At 60.1% G+C, this 14,004-nt stretch carries 11 protein-coding genes and 3 pseudogenes; 9 read left to right on the top strand and 5 right to left on the bottom strand.

Annotation, left to right across the window (positions count from 1 at the left end; all coding sequences use genetic code 11):
- Nucleotide 1: 1 nt before the first annotated feature.
- Nucleotides 2-1,468 carry an extracellular solute-binding protein gene (locus QA644_RS34485; protein WP_283074130.1) on the bottom strand — a complete coding sequence of 489 codons (1,467 nt, stop codon included), beginning with the start codon at nt 1,466-1,468 and terminating at the stop codon, nt 2-4.
- Between the two features lie 271 nt (nt 1,469-1,739).
- Between QA644_RS34485 and QA644_RS34480 the strand changes: the two genes are divergently transcribed.
- The 8 genes and pseudogenes from QA644_RS34480 (at nt 1,740) to QA644_RS34445 (ending at nt 7,913) form a co-directional block, all read left to right on the top strand.
- Nucleotides 1,740-2,999 carry an ROK family transcriptional regulator gene (locus tag QA644_RS34480; RefSeq protein ID WP_283074129.1) on the top strand — a complete coding sequence of 420 codons (1,260 nt, stop codon included), beginning with the start codon at nt 1,740-1,742 and terminating at the stop codon, nt 2,997-2,999.
- A 23-nt stretch (nt 3,000-3,022) separates the two neighbouring features.
- Nucleotides 3,023-3,334: a hypothetical protein gene (locus QA644_RS34475; RefSeq protein ID WP_040114153.1), complete on the top strand. Its 312-nt coding sequence runs from the start codon at nt 3,023-3,025 to the stop codon at nt 3,332-3,334.
- Between the two features lie 396 nt (nt 3,335-3,730).
- Entirely contained in the window at nt 3,731-4,618 is an 888-nt protein-coding gene (locus tag QA644_RS34470) for an N-acetylglucosamine kinase (protein WP_283074128.1), read from the top strand.
- A complete protein-coding gene (locus tag QA644_RS34465) occupies nt 4,608-5,375 on the top strand; it encodes a GntR family transcriptional regulator (RefSeq protein WP_283074127.1) in 768 nt (255 codons plus the stop codon). Before QA644_RS34470 ends, QA644_RS34465 begins: the two co-directional genes overlap by 11 nt.
- A 34-nt stretch (nt 5,376-5,409) precedes the next feature.
- On the top strand, nt 5,410-6,438 hold the full coding sequence (locus tag QA644_RS34460) for an SIS domain-containing protein (RefSeq protein ID WP_283074368.1): 1,029 nt from the start codon (nt 5,410-5,412) through the stop codon (nt 6,436-6,438).
- Nucleotides 6,435-6,743: pseudogene (locus tag QA644_RS34455) on the top strand (N-acetylglucosamine-6-phosphate deacetylase); the annotation flags it as partial. The gene QA644_RS34460 and the pseudogene QA644_RS34455, both read left to right, overlap by 4 nt.
- A gap of 55 nt (nt 6,744-6,798) precedes the next feature.
- Nucleotides 6,799-7,499: pseudogene (locus QA644_RS34450) on the top strand (IS6 family transposase).
- Nucleotides 7,500-7,559: 60 nt separating this feature from the next.
- Nucleotides 7,560-7,913, top strand: coding sequence for a hypothetical protein (locus QA644_RS34445; RefSeq protein ID WP_283074126.1), 354 nt, complete (start codon nt 7,560-7,562; stop codon nt 7,911-7,913).
- A gap of 147 nt (nt 7,914-8,060) precedes the next feature.
- Here QA644_RS34445 and QA644_RS34440 read toward each other — a convergent pair whose 3' ends face one another.
- Both QA644_RS34440 and QA644_RS34435 read right to left on the bottom strand, forming a co-directional pair.
- Nucleotides 8,061-9,383: a pitrilysin family protein gene (locus tag QA644_RS34440; RefSeq protein WP_283074125.1), complete on the bottom strand. Its 1,323-nt coding sequence runs from the start codon at nt 9,381-9,383 to the stop codon at nt 8,061-8,063.
- Nucleotides 9,380-10,762 (bottom strand): pitrilysin family protein, encoded by a 1,383-nt coding sequence (locus QA644_RS34435; protein WP_283074124.1) that lies wholly within the window; start codon nt 10,760-10,762, stop codon nt 9,380-9,382. The genes QA644_RS34440 and QA644_RS34435 overlap by 4 nt, the downstream gene beginning before the upstream one ends.
- A 460-nt stretch (nt 10,763-11,222) precedes the next feature.
- Between QA644_RS34435 and QA644_RS34430 the strand changes: the two are divergent.
- Nucleotides 11,223-11,417, top strand: a pseudogene (locus QA644_RS34430) (prolyl oligopeptidase family serine peptidase); the annotation flags it as partial.
- 899 nt (nt 11,418-12,316) lie between these two features.
- Here QA644_RS34430 and QA644_RS34425 read toward each other — a convergent pair.
- Complete coding sequence (locus QA644_RS34425; RefSeq protein ID WP_283074123.1) at nt 12,317-12,571, bottom strand: hypothetical protein; 255 nt, start codon at nt 12,569-12,571, stop codon at nt 12,317-12,319.
- A gap of 323 nt (nt 12,572-12,894) precedes the next feature.
- Entirely contained in the window at nt 12,895-13,974 is a 1,080-nt protein-coding gene (locus QA644_RS34420; RefSeq protein ID WP_283074122.1) for an IS630 family transposase, read from the bottom strand.
- Between the last annotated feature and the right edge of the window lie 30 nt (nt 13,975-14,004).

Here is a 14,004-nt window from a genome sequence, read left to right as displayed (position 1 = left end):
ATTACGCCTTGCCGAGCGTGCCGATCAGGGCGTTGGCACCGTCGAGCGTGTCGGCGAAGCTTTCCTTCTGGTAAGGGATCATGAGATTGCCCTTGAGGATGCTTTCAAACAGACTGTTCGTCCGCTCGAGCGCCGTCTTCGGATCTTCGCTGCCCGTCAGAAGCTGGTTGAGCGTGAGACCGAGCACGCTTTCAACTGCGGTGTAACCGGGAACCGGCGGACGCGTGATCTTGCCGTTGCCCTGCTTCATCATCGCATATTGCACGTCCAGGTAAGGGTAGATCGCCTTGACCTCGTCGTCCTCATAGAGCGAAACGCGGGCGAAATCCGAGAACTGGTAGTTGAGATCCGGCCATTGGGCCATCTTCTTCTGGGTCACCTTCGATGTCGCCCATTTGATGAAGGCGTAACCGTTGTCCTGCCGCTCGGAACTGGACGGGACACCCAGGCTCCAGCCGCCAAGGCTGACCGTCTGTGCCACGCCGTCGGCCTTCGGCAGTGCCGCGGTCGCGTATTTGTCCATGACATCCGACTTCTTGCCGGTCATGTAACCGGAATTCTTGACCAGGTAAAAATATGGCGTCCACCAGTAGAACATGCCGATATCGCCCTTGGCAAAGCGGGTTCCGGCGTCGAACCAAACGTAGTTGATCGCCTCGGGCGGCGACAGTTTATAGAGCTGCCGGTAGATCTCGACCGACTTCGCCCATGCCGGAGCGGTGAGCTGCGGGGAGAAGTCCCAGGGCGCACCCGGGAAGGATTTGAACCAGTTCGCGCCATGGCTGACGGAAAGCTGCGTGAACATGTGGGTGATCGGGGACGGCTGCGACCCACAGATCACCGTCGGGAACAGCGGCTTGCCGTCGAACGACTTTCCTTCGAGCGACTTCAGCGTCTCGACGTATTTCGTCCAGGTCCAGTCTTCGGAGGCCTTGGTCGGAGGTGCGGCGATGCCGAAGTTGTCGAAGATATCCTTGCGGTACATGACGCCCTGCGCGTAGGCCGCGACCGGCAGCGTGCCGATCTGCCCGCGCCACATGTTCGACGAATAGAGAACCTCGGGAATGAAGTCCAAAAGATCGATGTCGCTGTCCTTGGCAATGAAGTCGTTGAGCGAAATGATCCAGCCGTTGTCGAGATACTGCCCAAGCCACATCTGGTCGACGGCGATGACGTCTGCATCCGACGTCTTGGCGACGAACGCGGAGACGAGACGTGTCTGCAGGGCATCATAAGAGAGGCTTTCCAGCTCGACCTTGATGCCGGTTTCCTTTTCAAACTCCGGGATCATCGCCTTCATCGAGAAGAAGAACGGATCTTCGACCGACAGAACGCGCACAGTGTTGGTGTCTTGAGCGCCTGCGCCCCGTGGTGCGACCAGCGAGCCGACGCCGGATGCCAAAAGAGTGGCGACAGACGCTGATTTCAGCATGTTCCGGCGCGACATGTTTCCGATATCGAATGTCATGAATTCCTCCTCAATTGCCTGTAATCCAATCCCACTCGATACCGGAGAGCCAGTGGGCCCCTGCTCGCTTGTGATCGTTATCCCTCCATCCTGCTTTTTGCAGCAGTATGTTTGTACGTCGCACAAACTTATGGTACTGTCAAGAAGTCGACACATGGAATCTTACGAGCCCCGTTGATGACAGTGTTCACGCTAACGAAGCAAGCAATCGCCATCTGGTCGAGCAAGCGCTCACAGGGTAGAAAGACGAGCAGCAAATCGGAGCGAAATTTTGAAGTTCGAGAATCAGCCATCCTACTCGCTTGGGCAGCGCAGTCCTTCCAGCAAGGAAGTTCTGCCTGGCGAGGGTGGCGTCAACGTTACCCTCGTCTCCCAATCAACTCTCGGCGAGATCAATCGTGGCCGGGTGCTGCAGGCACTGTACGACAACGGTCCGAAAAGCCGTGCGGAACTTGCGCGTCTGGCAGGGGTGAACCGTACGACGATTACGGGCATCGTCCAGCCGATGATCGAAGAGGGATTGCTCGTTGAAGGCGACGCCGTTCCCTCCGACTTCAAGGGCGGCAAGCCGGCGCGTCCGATCTATTTCAATCCGGAAGCCCCGATGCTCGGTGCAGTCCTTCTCTTGCCCGGCAGGATCCAGACATGCCTGGTCACGCTGAGCGGAGAGATCAAGGCGCTGAGGAAGGCGCAATTCGATCCGCGGGGGGACAGGGACGCGTTCCTGACGATCATGAAGGATACGCTGTCTGCAACGCTCTCCCAGGCGAATCGGGCGCCGTTCGGAATCGGGATTGCGTCGGGCGGCATGATCGACAGCGACAACGGAGTGATCCTTGCCGTCAACCTGGCGCCCGTTTTAACGGGCCTGCCCCTGGTCGACATCCTGCAGGAACATTACGCATTGCCTGTTGTCATCGATCACCATCCGCGCGCGCTGCTTGTGGGGGATCGATGGTTTGGGCCGGGACGGGGCCAGCAGACTTTCGCGGCGATCTATACCGGTGAGGTTCTAGGTGGAGCCTTCTATATCGACGGGCGCGTCTATCGGGGGCTTGCCGGCTCCGGAGGTGAACTGGGGCACACGGTGGTCCAGATCGATGGCGAGCTCTGCAACTGCGGCAAGCATGGATGTTGGGAAACCGTCGCCGCCCTGCCGTGGTTGCGGCGGGAGGCAGCACAGATGGGCTTCGAGGAACCCGAAAGCATCACCGCTGCGCGCCTGGTAAACGAAGCCGCCGAAGGATCGAAAGCGGCCGATGACCTGCTGGACCGCTATGCACGCAACGTCGCCTTCGGGATCCTGAACCTGCAGCAGACCTTGTCTCTCAATTCCTATGTCTTGCATGGAGACATCGCAGGCGGCGGCGATATCGCGGCCGAGCGTGTCAGGCAGCATGTGGAGCGGTTGGTTCGAAAGCGACCGAACCAGGAGATCTCCATCACGGTAAACGGTATCGGCGAGGGCCATACCGCGTTGCGCGGCGCGGCGGGCCTGGTCCTGTCCAGCCATCTGAAGCTGGTCATCTAGACGGGCATAATTGGAGACCTTTGATGGCTACGGATCTCGAGCGGCAGTTTGATAGTGCGATGATGGCAATCTACCAACGGGCCAAGACCGAGGCCAAATACAATGCCAATGTGTTCCTCGGCATGCTGAGTGATCGCGGTGGTCTTGCAACGGCGCGATATCTCATCAACTCCGCTTCTGCCTCGGAGGGTTATACGAACCTGTGGGAACGGAACCGGCTCGATCTGACTGTCGAAGCCTTGGTGCTGGAGAACGGCAAGTGGCATCCGCTCTTCACTGCGGAGGAGCTTGCGAAAGCCAAGGCACGGCTCATCGCGTATAATTATAAGTTCTAGAGCTGACAGCTCCTACGGTCTCATCGGCTTTGCTCATCTTCGGATAGTGATGCCCCGATCCGGTGAACCGCGCTGGAAAGTCTTCGTTCCACCGCTATTCCAAGTCGGCGTTTGACTTCCGCTTTCTTCGCGATCCGAACTTTTTAAGCAAGTTGATGCGGACTTGATGATCGATTAGCTTGGGCGCGGTCGGTCGCGTATCGCCACTGCTCCATATCTTCCGTCCAACTGCGCCAAGCAAGTGGATCTCGTCTAGCTGGCTAACAGCAGCCACTGCATCAGGCTTGACTTATGCCTATGTTTGTGCGACGCACGAACATACTATTGAGCAGAAATGGTGGTGGCTGCTGTCGCCTATCGCTTTCAAACACGAGCGTTCCAGACTGACGGAGCTCCATGACCTATCTAATTGGCATTGATGGTGGCGGAACGAGTTGCCGGGCAGCCGTTGCAGACAGGGATGGCCGCATTCTCGGCCGGGCAAAATCTGGCGCTGCGAATATTCTTTCCGATCCTGACACTGCTCTTCAAAATATCATCGATGGGGCTCGTGCAGCGTTCGTCGAAGCCGGTCTCGATCCCGCCGGCATTACCAAGTGCTTTGCGGTTCTGGGCTTGGCCGGCCACAATGTGGGTGACGCGGTGCATTATGTCCGTCGATCGCTGCCGTTTGCCGAAGCTCACATCGAGTCTGACGGGCTCATCGCGCTTCAGGGCGCTTTGGGCGACAAGGATGGCGCTGTCGCGATCCTCGGTACGGGCACGATCTACATCGAACGCCAAGGGCAGAACGTGCGATATATAGGAGGCTGGGGCTTTACGATCGGAGACCTTGGCAGCGGCGCCCGAATTGGTCATGCGCTCCTGCAGGAAACCCTGTTGGTTCATGATGGCATTCACGCCCCCTCCCCCCTCACCAGTTCCGTTCTTGCGGAGTTTCACAACGACCCACGTGAAATCGTCGAATTCGCGCGTCTGGCAAAGCCTGGCGACTTCGGCCGCTTTGCGCCACGCGTGTTTGAACATGCCGAACGGGGCGACGTCATCGCAACGCTTCTCTTGGCGACTGCCGTCTGGTCGATAGATGAGGTGCTCGATCGTCTCGTCGCTCAAGGGACGCAGAAGGTCTGTCTCCTTGGTGGCCTGGCCCCGCTTTATCTACGCTGGATCGCGAAGCGGCACCAATCGCGGCTCACAGAACCCGAAGCCGATGCCCTCACAGGCGCAGTCGCACTCGCGCTTGCGCGCTACGGCGTCGATCGGAGCTCCGCGCATGAGCGCTAGACCGTCGGCAACGGTTCAAGATGCGGACATACATCTGCAGGGCGCCGGTCCGCTCTATCAAAAACTGCGCCGGTCCCTCGAAGAGGCGATCCTGTCGGGTAGACTCGGCAGCGGAGATGCATTGTCTCCTGAGCGCGATCTCGCCAACTCCGCGCGGGTCAGCCGGGTGACCGTTCGCAAAGCGATCGACGAACTCGTGCGCGATGGCCTGCTCGTGCGCCGCCGAGGCTCCGGGACCTTCGTCTCCCGTTCGATGGCCGGGTTGGCTCAACCGGCGTCGCCCGCACCCTCGCCGCCGACCGAGGACATGTTCTGGTTGGCTTCGAACTTGCGAACCGAATGGCTGGAGCGTCAGATCATCAGTCCATCATCGGATGAGATGATGGCGCTCGGCCTCTCCGCCGGCGCAAAGGTCGCTCGCCTGGCCCGGCTGCGCATATCCGGAGATTTGCCGTTTGCGATAGAACGCAGCTGCGTTCCACTTGAGTTCCTGCCGAACCCGCTCAGCGTCTCGGCCTCGATTTACGCCGCGCTGCAAGACAGAGATGCGCGGCCCGTGCGCGCGATTCAACGCCTGTTCGCAAGCGCCATTCGTGAGCCGGATGCCTTGGTGCTCCGCGTAGCTGATGGCGCCGCCGGTCTCCTGGTCAGGCGCGTAGGCTTTCTCCGTTCCGGCCGGCCAGTCGAATTTACCTACTCGCTCTGTCGGGGCGACACCGACGGTTTCGTCAACGAATTCACGATCCCAGAAACCTGAGCCCCTGGTCTCGGGTGGAGCCTTCCAAATGGAGATGACTGTGCAAACAAATATGCGCCGCGAGATAGATGAGATCCCTGAAGCGACTGCCCGGCTGCTTGAGCGATCGGAGAAAGCCTTTGCTGATGTCGGGGAAGCGTTCCGCACCAAGGATCCGGCCTTCGTCGTCACGATTGCCCGCGGCTCGTCGGACCATGCTGCTCTGTTTCTCAAATATGCCATCGAACTGACCGCAGGCGTACCGGTTGCCTCTCTTGGACCGTCGCTCGCGTCGATCTATGGCGCCAAGTTGAAACTTGGCCGCGGTGCAGCGATCGCGGTTTCGCAATCGGGCAAGAGCCCCGACATCGTCGCCATGGCTGAGGCGGCAACCCGGGCCGGCGCCACGTCGATTGCGCTGACAAACACGCTGCCTTCGCCGATCGCCGATGCCTGCAGCCATTCATTGGATATTTTCGCAGGCACCGAACATGCGGTGGCGGCAACAAAATCCTATGTGAACTCCATCGTCGCTGGCCTCGCGGTCCTCGGCCATTGGACGGGAGACGCTTCGCTGAAGCGCGCCGTGGCGGATCTTCCCAGGCACTTTGCCGACGCTGTGAGCCTCGATTGGCAGGAATTTGCCGCGGACGCTGGTGAAGCGAAATCTCTTTATGTGCTCGGCCGTGGGCCGGCTTTGGCGATCGCCAGTGAAGCGGCATTAAAGTTCAAGGAAACGACTGGCGTCCATGCGGAAGCGTTTTCTGCCGCGGAAGTGCTGCATGGACCCGTAGCGCTGGTCGGGGCGGATTTCCCGGTGCTTGCGCTGGCTTCGCACGACGCCGCCGAAGCATCGACGGTCGCTGTTGCCGATAGCCTGAAAGCCAAGGGTGCAATCGTACGTGTCACCTCGACCCGAGCAGAGAAGGCCAAGTCTCTGCCTTCCATTGAGACCGGTCACCCGCTCACAGATGCGCTGACACTCATCCTTCCCTTCTATGGCTTCGTGGAAGCCTTGTCACGCGCGCGAGGCCAAAACCCCGACGCACCCGCGCATCTCAAGAAGGTGACGGAGACCAAATGAGCGGAACAAGGACAATAGCGGGCGCACGGATCTTCGACGGTCTGGAGTGGCATGATGACGCCGCTCTCCTGATCGGAGAAGGCCGGGTCCTTTCCATCCTCGCGGATGCCGCTCTCATCGATGACGCTGAAACAGTGCACGCACCTGGCCAATTGCTGGTGCCGGGCTTTATCGACCTGCAGGTCAATGGCGGCGGCGGCGTCCTGTTCAATGAGCGGCCGACGCTCCAAGGCATTCAAGGTATCTGCTCGGCACATGCGCGGTTCGGCACCACGGCATTGCTGCCGACATTGATTACCGACACATCGAAGGGCATCGTCAACTTAACGGAATGTGGAATTCGATGTGCGATGAAGGTTCATGACAGACCGTGATCCACTCTATCGCCGACATCGCTTTCCCGCTAAAGTTATTGCCCACGCCGTGTGGCTCTATTTCCGTTTCCCTCTGAGCCTGCGAATGGTCGAGGACTTGCTGGCTGCCGGTGGGATCATTGTCTCGCACCAGACCGTCCGGCTGTGGGCGGAGAAATTCGGCCGCACCTTTGCCAACGAGATCCGTCGTCGATCATCCGGTCGGCTTGGGGACAAGTGGCATCTCGATGAAGCCGTTGTTTCAATCCGCGGCAAGAAGCATTGGCTGTGGCGCGCAGTTGATCAGGACGGTTTCGTCTTGGAGGTTCTCGTACAAAGCCGCCGAAATGCAAAGGCCGCCAAGCGCCTGATGCGCAAGCTCTTGAAGGGTCAGGGACGGTCGCCGCGTGCGATGATCACCGACAAGCTGCAGTCCTACGGCGCAGCAAAGCGAGAGATCATGCCGGGTGTAGAGCATCGCTCCCACAAAGGGTTGAATAATCGGGCGGAGAATTCTCACCAACCAGTCCGGCGGCGAGAGCGGATCATGAAGCGCTTCAAGTCACAGCGACATCTACAACGCTTCGTCTCCATCCATGATCCGATCCCAACCTATTTCAAATCCCGCGCCACGACATCTCCTCCGGCCACCATCGCGAACTGCGCAAGGCGGCGATGAGCCTGTGGGCGAAAATTGCCCGAGCATGAGAGATATCTGCGGATGGCGTCTTTCGCTGGCCTTTCATCCGTTAAGTTTACGATGCCGGCATGCCAGCGTTTCAGAAGGCAATCGTCTCTGTCCCCGGCAGGGTGCGTACCGCCAGGACCCCGTATGGTGCCAAACTGGTGATCCATGTCACTGCTGCCGAGACCGGAAGCGGTTGCCGGTCGGCCGGACAGCGCCTCGCCAAGACCAAATTATTATACCCGGTGGCCCGCACATGTAGACCCGAGGCCGTCGGTGGATCACGTCGCTTGGGAATGGCGTTCAGTTTCTTTGCGTCCTTCCACTCCGCCGCGATCACTATCTACAAGGTTGTCGTATTCGCCGAGTTGTTGATGGTGAAGAACAGATTTCACCAGCCCAAGCTGAGCCCCTCCGCATATTGCCGCCTCGACTGAGCGGACACTGATTTTACCCAGCGTTCGCCGTCGGATACCATATTGCAACCGGCCGATGTCCTAAGGCCTTGAAGCCGCTCCTACCGACGCCGAAGCCGATCTTAGAAATCACTCGTCCATCCCCTTTGGACGCGATCAGTTCCTTCTTTAGAGCGGCGTTCCTACGGTCATAACGGTGGGGTCGGCACCGAGAAGCCGTTTTGCGACCGACCGGACGTCCTCAACGGTTACGGCCTGGATCAGCTGCTTTCGGCGCTCGATATGGTCGATGCCGAGATCGTCCATCTGGATTTCGACCAGCGTGTTGGCGATCGCGCTGGAGGAGTTTAGATTTTTGATCGCATAACCGCCGATGACGTTTTTCTTCGCCGCTTCAAGCTCCTCCCGACTTACGCCTTGCTCTGCCATTTGCCGGACTTCGGCACGAATGATTGAAAGCGTCTCTGCAGCCCGATCCGGACGGGTCCCCGTATTGATCACGAGCATAGAGCTGTGGCCGCTGTTCACAAGGCGAGATCTGATCTTGTAAGTAAGCCCTCGCTTATCGCGCACCTCTTTCCAAAGCCTCGACGTGAACGCTCCTCCGCCGAAAATATGATTCATCAGATAGGCGGCGAAGAACTGCGGATCCTTGACGCCGATCCCGGAATAGGCCAGGTGCAGCCCAGTCTTGGGGAGGTCAGACGGAATATGTATTTCCTGCCCCAATTTAGGGGCGGTTTGTGACACGGGCACCAGCGACGGTGTGGCTGGCAACCCGGCGAATATCCGATCCAGATCACCCTTGAGGGCGTTGGCATCGATCGCGCCCGCCACGGCGATGGTTAGCTTGCCCCGTGCGAAAAGCCGCTTGTGCAGCGCCTTTAGATCGGTGGTCGTGACAGTGGCAAGAGTTTGCTCGGTCCCTTCGCCCGGCCGGGAATAAGGATGATCGCCATAGAGCGCCTTCCTCCATGCGCCCTGCGCGGCCGTCTCCGGATCTTTGGCTTCCGCGATGATGCCCGTGACGATCTGCCCGCGGACGCGGTCCAAAGGCGCTTGGTCGAAGCGCGGCTGCTCGACGGCCAGCCGGAGTAGATCGAACGCATCATCCTTCTGATCGGCGAGCACTCGCATGGAGCCGTAGACCGCATCGCGCCGAGCCCCGAACCGCATCTCAGCGCCAGCATCGTCGAGCCGCTCCTGGAAGGCTTCGCTGTCAAGGTCGCCGGCCCCTTCGTACAATAGCCAGGTCATAAGCCTGACCTCGCCTTCCTTACCGGAAGAATCCTGGGTGGTGCCGCCCTCGAACGCGAACCCAATGGTGATGATCGGCAGCGAATAATCTTCCACCAGCCAAGCCTTTATCCCCCCCGTTGTCTCGATTTTCTGTATCGCCGGGGCGGCTCGGCCCGACGCCGCAGCGTCTAGGTTGCGCGCGGCGAGCAGTGGCTTGGAGCTTTCGATCAGCATGCGGTTGAGCGTTGTCATTGGCATTTAGCTCCCGAGATGGCAGTTTCATGTGGCAGAAGGTATCCCGTCACGGAACGGTCAGGATTAAGGTACTTCCGGGCAACCGACTGTACCTCGGCCGGCGTCACCGCGCGGATCCTCAAGGGCCAGGCGTGTAAATCGTCTACGGTGCGGCCGGTCGCAAGCGCCCTCCCGTATATCTCGGCTAATCCTCGCTGGCGGTCGCCTGCGAATATCATCGAGCGCACTAAACGGTTCTTGGCCTTCTCCAGTTCGACATCGGTAACACCGGTGTCGATGATTTTCTGGACTTCAGCGTCGATTGCGTTTTCCACCTCCTCGATCGTCGCATCGCCCCGCGGTGCGCCATAAACACTGAAGCTCGATGGATCGAGCGATGTTCCGTTGAAATAGGCGCCACCCGAGGAGACTATCCCCTGTTTCACGATTAATTCCTGATAGATCCGGCTGCGCGTTCCTTTGCCCAGAATTTCCGACAGAAGATCGAGGGCTTCCGCCTCGCCCGCTTCGGAGCTCCCGTAGGAGGTCGTCACCCATGATTTTTCAAAGTCCGGCACGGTCACACGCGGGTCGGTAAGCACGACCGTTCGTTTGGTGTTCTGCTCCGGCTCCTGCGGCCTGACCCGCGGCGGCAGGTCCCGGCCGCGCGGTACGGCCCCATAGGTCTTCTCCGCCAGCTTGCGCACCGTTGTTGCATCCACGTCGCCCGCCACCACCAGTACGGCGTTGTTCGGAGCATAGTAGCGATCGTAGAACGCTTCGGCGTCCTCACGATTAAGCTGTTCAATCTCGTGCATCCAGCCGATCCTCGGAATGCGGTACGGATGGTTCTGATAGAGGGTCGCTTGCAGCGCCCAATAGCGACGAGCACTTGGGTTGTTCTCATAGCGCATGCGCCGCTCTTCGAGAACGACATCGCGCTCCGGTGCAATTACCGCGTCGGTTAGAACGAGATGCCTCATTCGGTCGGCTTCGAATTCCATCATTGTTCCGAGGGCTTCCGGCGTGACCGTCTGATGGTACGCGGTGCAGTCAAACCCCGTGAAGGCGTTTTGCTGGCCACCGATTTCCGCGACCCTGGCGTCAAACTCGCCGGCCGGGTGATTTCTCGTGCCCTTGAACATCAGATGCTCTAGAAAATGGGCGATGCCGGATTTCCCCGGAGGCGCATCGGCGCCGCCGGCTTTGTACCAGACCATCTGCTTGACGGTTGGCATCCGGTGGTCAGGTATGACGACCACCTCCATACCGTTATCTAGAAGAAAATTTGCGATCTCGGGGCTGCCTCGCCAGTCCTCGGCGGCCGTTGTTGCTTCCGGGGTCCTGAAAGCTTGCAGCGCCAACGCACTGATCTGCGAATCCATTCCTGTACCCATCATCTTCTCCCTAGGACGGGATCGTCAGGCCAAGTATTTCCTTTGGGCCGTCCTAATTTGCGCCGATACCCAGCCTGCCGATCTACAGGCATGCGGTGCAATAAGTGTGCCAGGACGAACCAGGCTCGTTTTGCAAGGGAAACGCCCTTCAGATTCAGCGGCGGGAGAATGCCGCTGCCTGTCCATCGCGTCCTACTTTGTCCTGAACCGGACAGTCGTAAATCGAACATTCCGAACAAGACCTTTGCGCCAGGTCGCGTGCTTCGACGACCTCGACGCCGGCACAGGCCAGCCCGGTTCCCGCCGAGGGTCCGAGTGTAATCTCAGCAACTCGCCGGATCGATCGCCGAGAACTCCTTTGGCTCGCATCTACCCGAAGTAGCGAGGCACTCTGTCAATGGTCAACTTTTCAGTTCAATCGAGTACGCGAGTCTTCAAGAATATGCATTGTTTCCGCCACGTGGGCGCGCTGCTCTTCCCCCCTGAATTCTACAAGGTCGCGGTCGCCAACAGCGGTTGCTACGACAACCGCACAAGATCTGGTGGAACGAGCAACGGATGGGCTGGCTGTCGGCATCGACTATTCGCAGCGCTCCGACACAGACAACGCCAACAGCTGCAGGGCAAGCTGATGCTCATCGTCGGCGAAGTGGACACCGGCGAACATGCGGCTCGGCCGCGAGGATCGTAGTACCGGCGGCTTTCCTGCCGCTGACCGCCGGCATCGACCTGTGGCATATCAAGTACACTGTGCTCGGGCTCGACCGGGTCGCAACGCACTGCCGCGTGAACCATCGGCATTCGACTGTGCACAAGTGCATAGCCGGTCCAGTTTCTCCGCTGCAATGCGAGAGGTTTCCCCGATTCGAGGCGCCCCCTTGCTCTTGCGACAATCTGTGATGGCGGCTCGCGCTCGGGTGCAACGCGGATCGCATTGTCACGCTGCAGATCGTGCGGGACTGGGTCCTGCGCTTCAACGCGCGCGGCCCGACGGACTTGTGAACTGGCAGGTGCCCCGCGGTCGGGCGAGGCTGAAGGACGCGCAGTGCCAGGCGCTGGCGAAGATCGTCGAGAGCGGGCCGATCCCTGCGAGCCCGGTGTCGTGCGCTGGCGGCGCAAAGATCTAGTGCAGTGGATCCTTTCAGGAATTCCGCATCTCGATCGATGAGACAACGGTCGGGTGTGAGTTGAAGGCGCTCGGCTTTGCCGAGCTGGCGGCCGCCCACGACACTACGCGAAGAACGAGCTCGCGGCGGCGTCTTTAGAAGACGTCCCTGCCGCTCTGGCAGAAATCGGAGCCAAGTTCCCGCAGGACGCGACCGAACTGTGGTGGGCCGACGGAGCGCATGGGCCAGAAGAACAGGACGTGGCGTTGGGCGCGTTGTGGAACCAGGCATCCGTGCCCGCCGCGGACCAGCGAACCATGTGGGCCCACAGCTTCGGCGCCATCTGTCCCAAGAGGCGCAAGGGCGCCGCCCTCGTGCTGCCCTGAAGCGATGCAGGAGCACCTCGCCGAAATCAGCCGGGGCGTCGATGTCGGCGCGCATGCAGTACTCATCCTCGATCAGGCAGGATGGCCGTCACGCCGAAACTCAAGGTGCCCGACAACATCCCCCTGATGTTCCTGCCTCCGCGCTCGCCGGACTGAACCCCGTAGAGAACGTCTGGCAGCTCATGCGCGACAACTGGCTCTCGAACCGAGTCTTCAAGGACGACGACGATTACCGTCGCCCATTGCTGCGCCGCATGGACCAAGCTCGTCAGGCGGTCGTGGAAGATCATGTCCATCGAACTCCGCCAATGGGTCATGATCACTCCCCGGGCAAGAGGAAGTAGTCAACCTGCCTCGCGATTAGTTGCTGAACTTGATGTTCCATCTCGACGGCGTGGCGGCTTCTTCGACTTGGGCGAACTCGCAATACGCAACGGTCCGCATCCGGGTTCCGACCGTGTTAGGAGCGTAATACTCCAGGCGAACTTTATGCAGTTGCGGCTTATCTTCGCCGGACTCTGCTAGATTGTTCAGCTTTGTACGCGCCTTTGAAGAGACAACCGTGGCATAGAGGTATTTGTAAAGGTCCTTCGCATCCAGTGCACGCGCACTGTGCTCATATCTGATGCGCTTGTAGTCGCTAGTGGATGGAATCTAACGCTTGGTGCCCGCGCTTGACGGCGGCGATGATTTTGTCGGGGTCGGCGGTCCAGGTGAAGGGCGTGGGCTGCTGGTTGTGTTCGGCGAGGAAGCGGTTGATGGCGGCCTGAAGGTCGACGACGGAGTGGAAGACGCCGCGTTTCAGGCGCCGCTTCGACAGCTTGGCGAAGAATCCCTCCACCGCGTTGAGCCACGAGCACGAGGTCGGCGTGAAGTGGAAGGTGAAGCGCTGATGGCGGTCGAGCCAGGCGCGCACCTTGGGATGCTTGTGGGCGGCATAATTGTCGAGGATGACGTGCACGGCCTTGTCGGCCGGCACCTGGGCGTTGATGGCGTTGAGAAAACGGATGAACTCCTGATGCCTGTGACGCTGCATGTTCCTGCCGATGACGGTGCCGTCGAGCACGTTGAGGGCGGCAAACAACGTGGTCGTGCCGTGCCGCTTGTAGTCATGGGTCATGGTGCCGAGCCGCCCCTTCTTCAGGGGCAGGCCGGGCTGGGTGCGGTCGAGCGCCTGGATCTGGCTCTTCTCGTCGACCGACAGCACGATGGCGTGGGCTGGCGGGTCAATGTAGAGGCCGACAACGTCTTTGAGCTTGGCGACGAACTGCGGGTCGTTGGAGAGCTTGAAGGCCCGCCAACGGTGGGGCTGAAGGCCGTGCGCCTTCCAGATGCGACGTACCGCGCTGGCGCTGATGCCCGCCGCGGCCGCCATCATGTCGGCAGTCCAGTGCGTCGTCTCGCCCGGCGGGTCGGCAAGCGTCAGCGCCACCACCCGCTCGCTGATCTCCGGCCCGAGCGGCGCAATGCGCGACGGCCGCGTCTTGTCGCGCAGCAGCCCGTCGCAGCCTTCCGCGGCAAAGCGCTCCTGCCAGCGCCACACGCAGGTCTTCGACTTGCCAGTCCGGCGCATGATTTCGACTGTGCCGACTCCGTCGGCGGACAAAAGCACGATCTGGGCGCGCCAGACATGCTTCTGCGGGGCGTTGCGATTCCTGATCAGCGCCGTCAGACGGGCGCGATCGCTCGGCGAAATGGTGAAGGAGATTCCTGTGCGCATGCCCCAGACTCGCCTGCGCATGCTAGAAAG

Source organism: Rhizobium sp. CC1099, from assembly GCF_029714385.1.
GTDB lineage: Bacteria > Pseudomonadota > Alphaproteobacteria > Rhizobiales > Rhizobiaceae > Rhizobium.
The sequence above is the reverse complement of the archived record's forward strand: the minus strand, read 5'-3'. Positions and strand labels throughout refer to the sequence as shown.

Excerpts from the sequence above, each read along its gene's own strand:
- QA644_RS34460 (WP_283074368.1), top strand. The coding sequence starts at position 5,410 with ATGACTGTGCAAACAAATATGCGCCGCGAGATAGATGAGATCCCTGAA.
- QA644_RS34485 (WP_283074130.1), bottom strand. The coding sequence starts at position 1,468 with ATGACATTCGATATCGGAAACATGTCGCGCCGGAACATGCTGAAATCA.
- QA644_RS34425 (WP_283074123.1), bottom strand. The coding sequence starts at position 12,571 with ATGACCCATTGGCGGAGTTCGATGGACATGATCTTCCACGACCGCCTG.
- QA644_RS34445 (WP_283074126.1), top strand. The coding sequence starts at position 7,560 with ATGCCAGCGTTTCAGAAGGCAATCGTCTCTGTCCCCGGCAGGGTGCGT.
- QA644_RS34420 (WP_283074122.1), bottom strand. The coding sequence starts at position 13,974 with ATGCGCACAGGAATCTCCTTCACCATTTCGCCGAGCGATCGCGCCCGT.
- QA644_RS34465 (WP_283074127.1), top strand. The coding sequence starts at position 4,608 with ATGAGCGCTAGACCGTCGGCAACGGTTCAAGATGCGGACATACATCTG.
- QA644_RS34470 (WP_283074128.1), top strand. The coding sequence starts at position 3,731 with ATGACCTATCTAATTGGCATTGATGGTGGCGGAACGAGTTGCCGGGCA.
- QA644_RS34440 (WP_283074125.1), bottom strand. The coding sequence starts at position 9,383 with ATGACAACGCTCAACCGCATGCTGATCGAAAGCTCCAAGCCACTGCTC.
- QA644_RS34475 (WP_040114153.1), top strand. The coding sequence starts at position 3,023 with ATGGCTACGGATCTCGAGCGGCAGTTTGATAGTGCGATGATGGCAATC.
- QA644_RS34435 (WP_283074124.1), bottom strand. The coding sequence starts at position 10,762 with ATGGGTACAGGAATGGATTCGCAGATCAGTGCGTTGGCGCTGCAAGCT.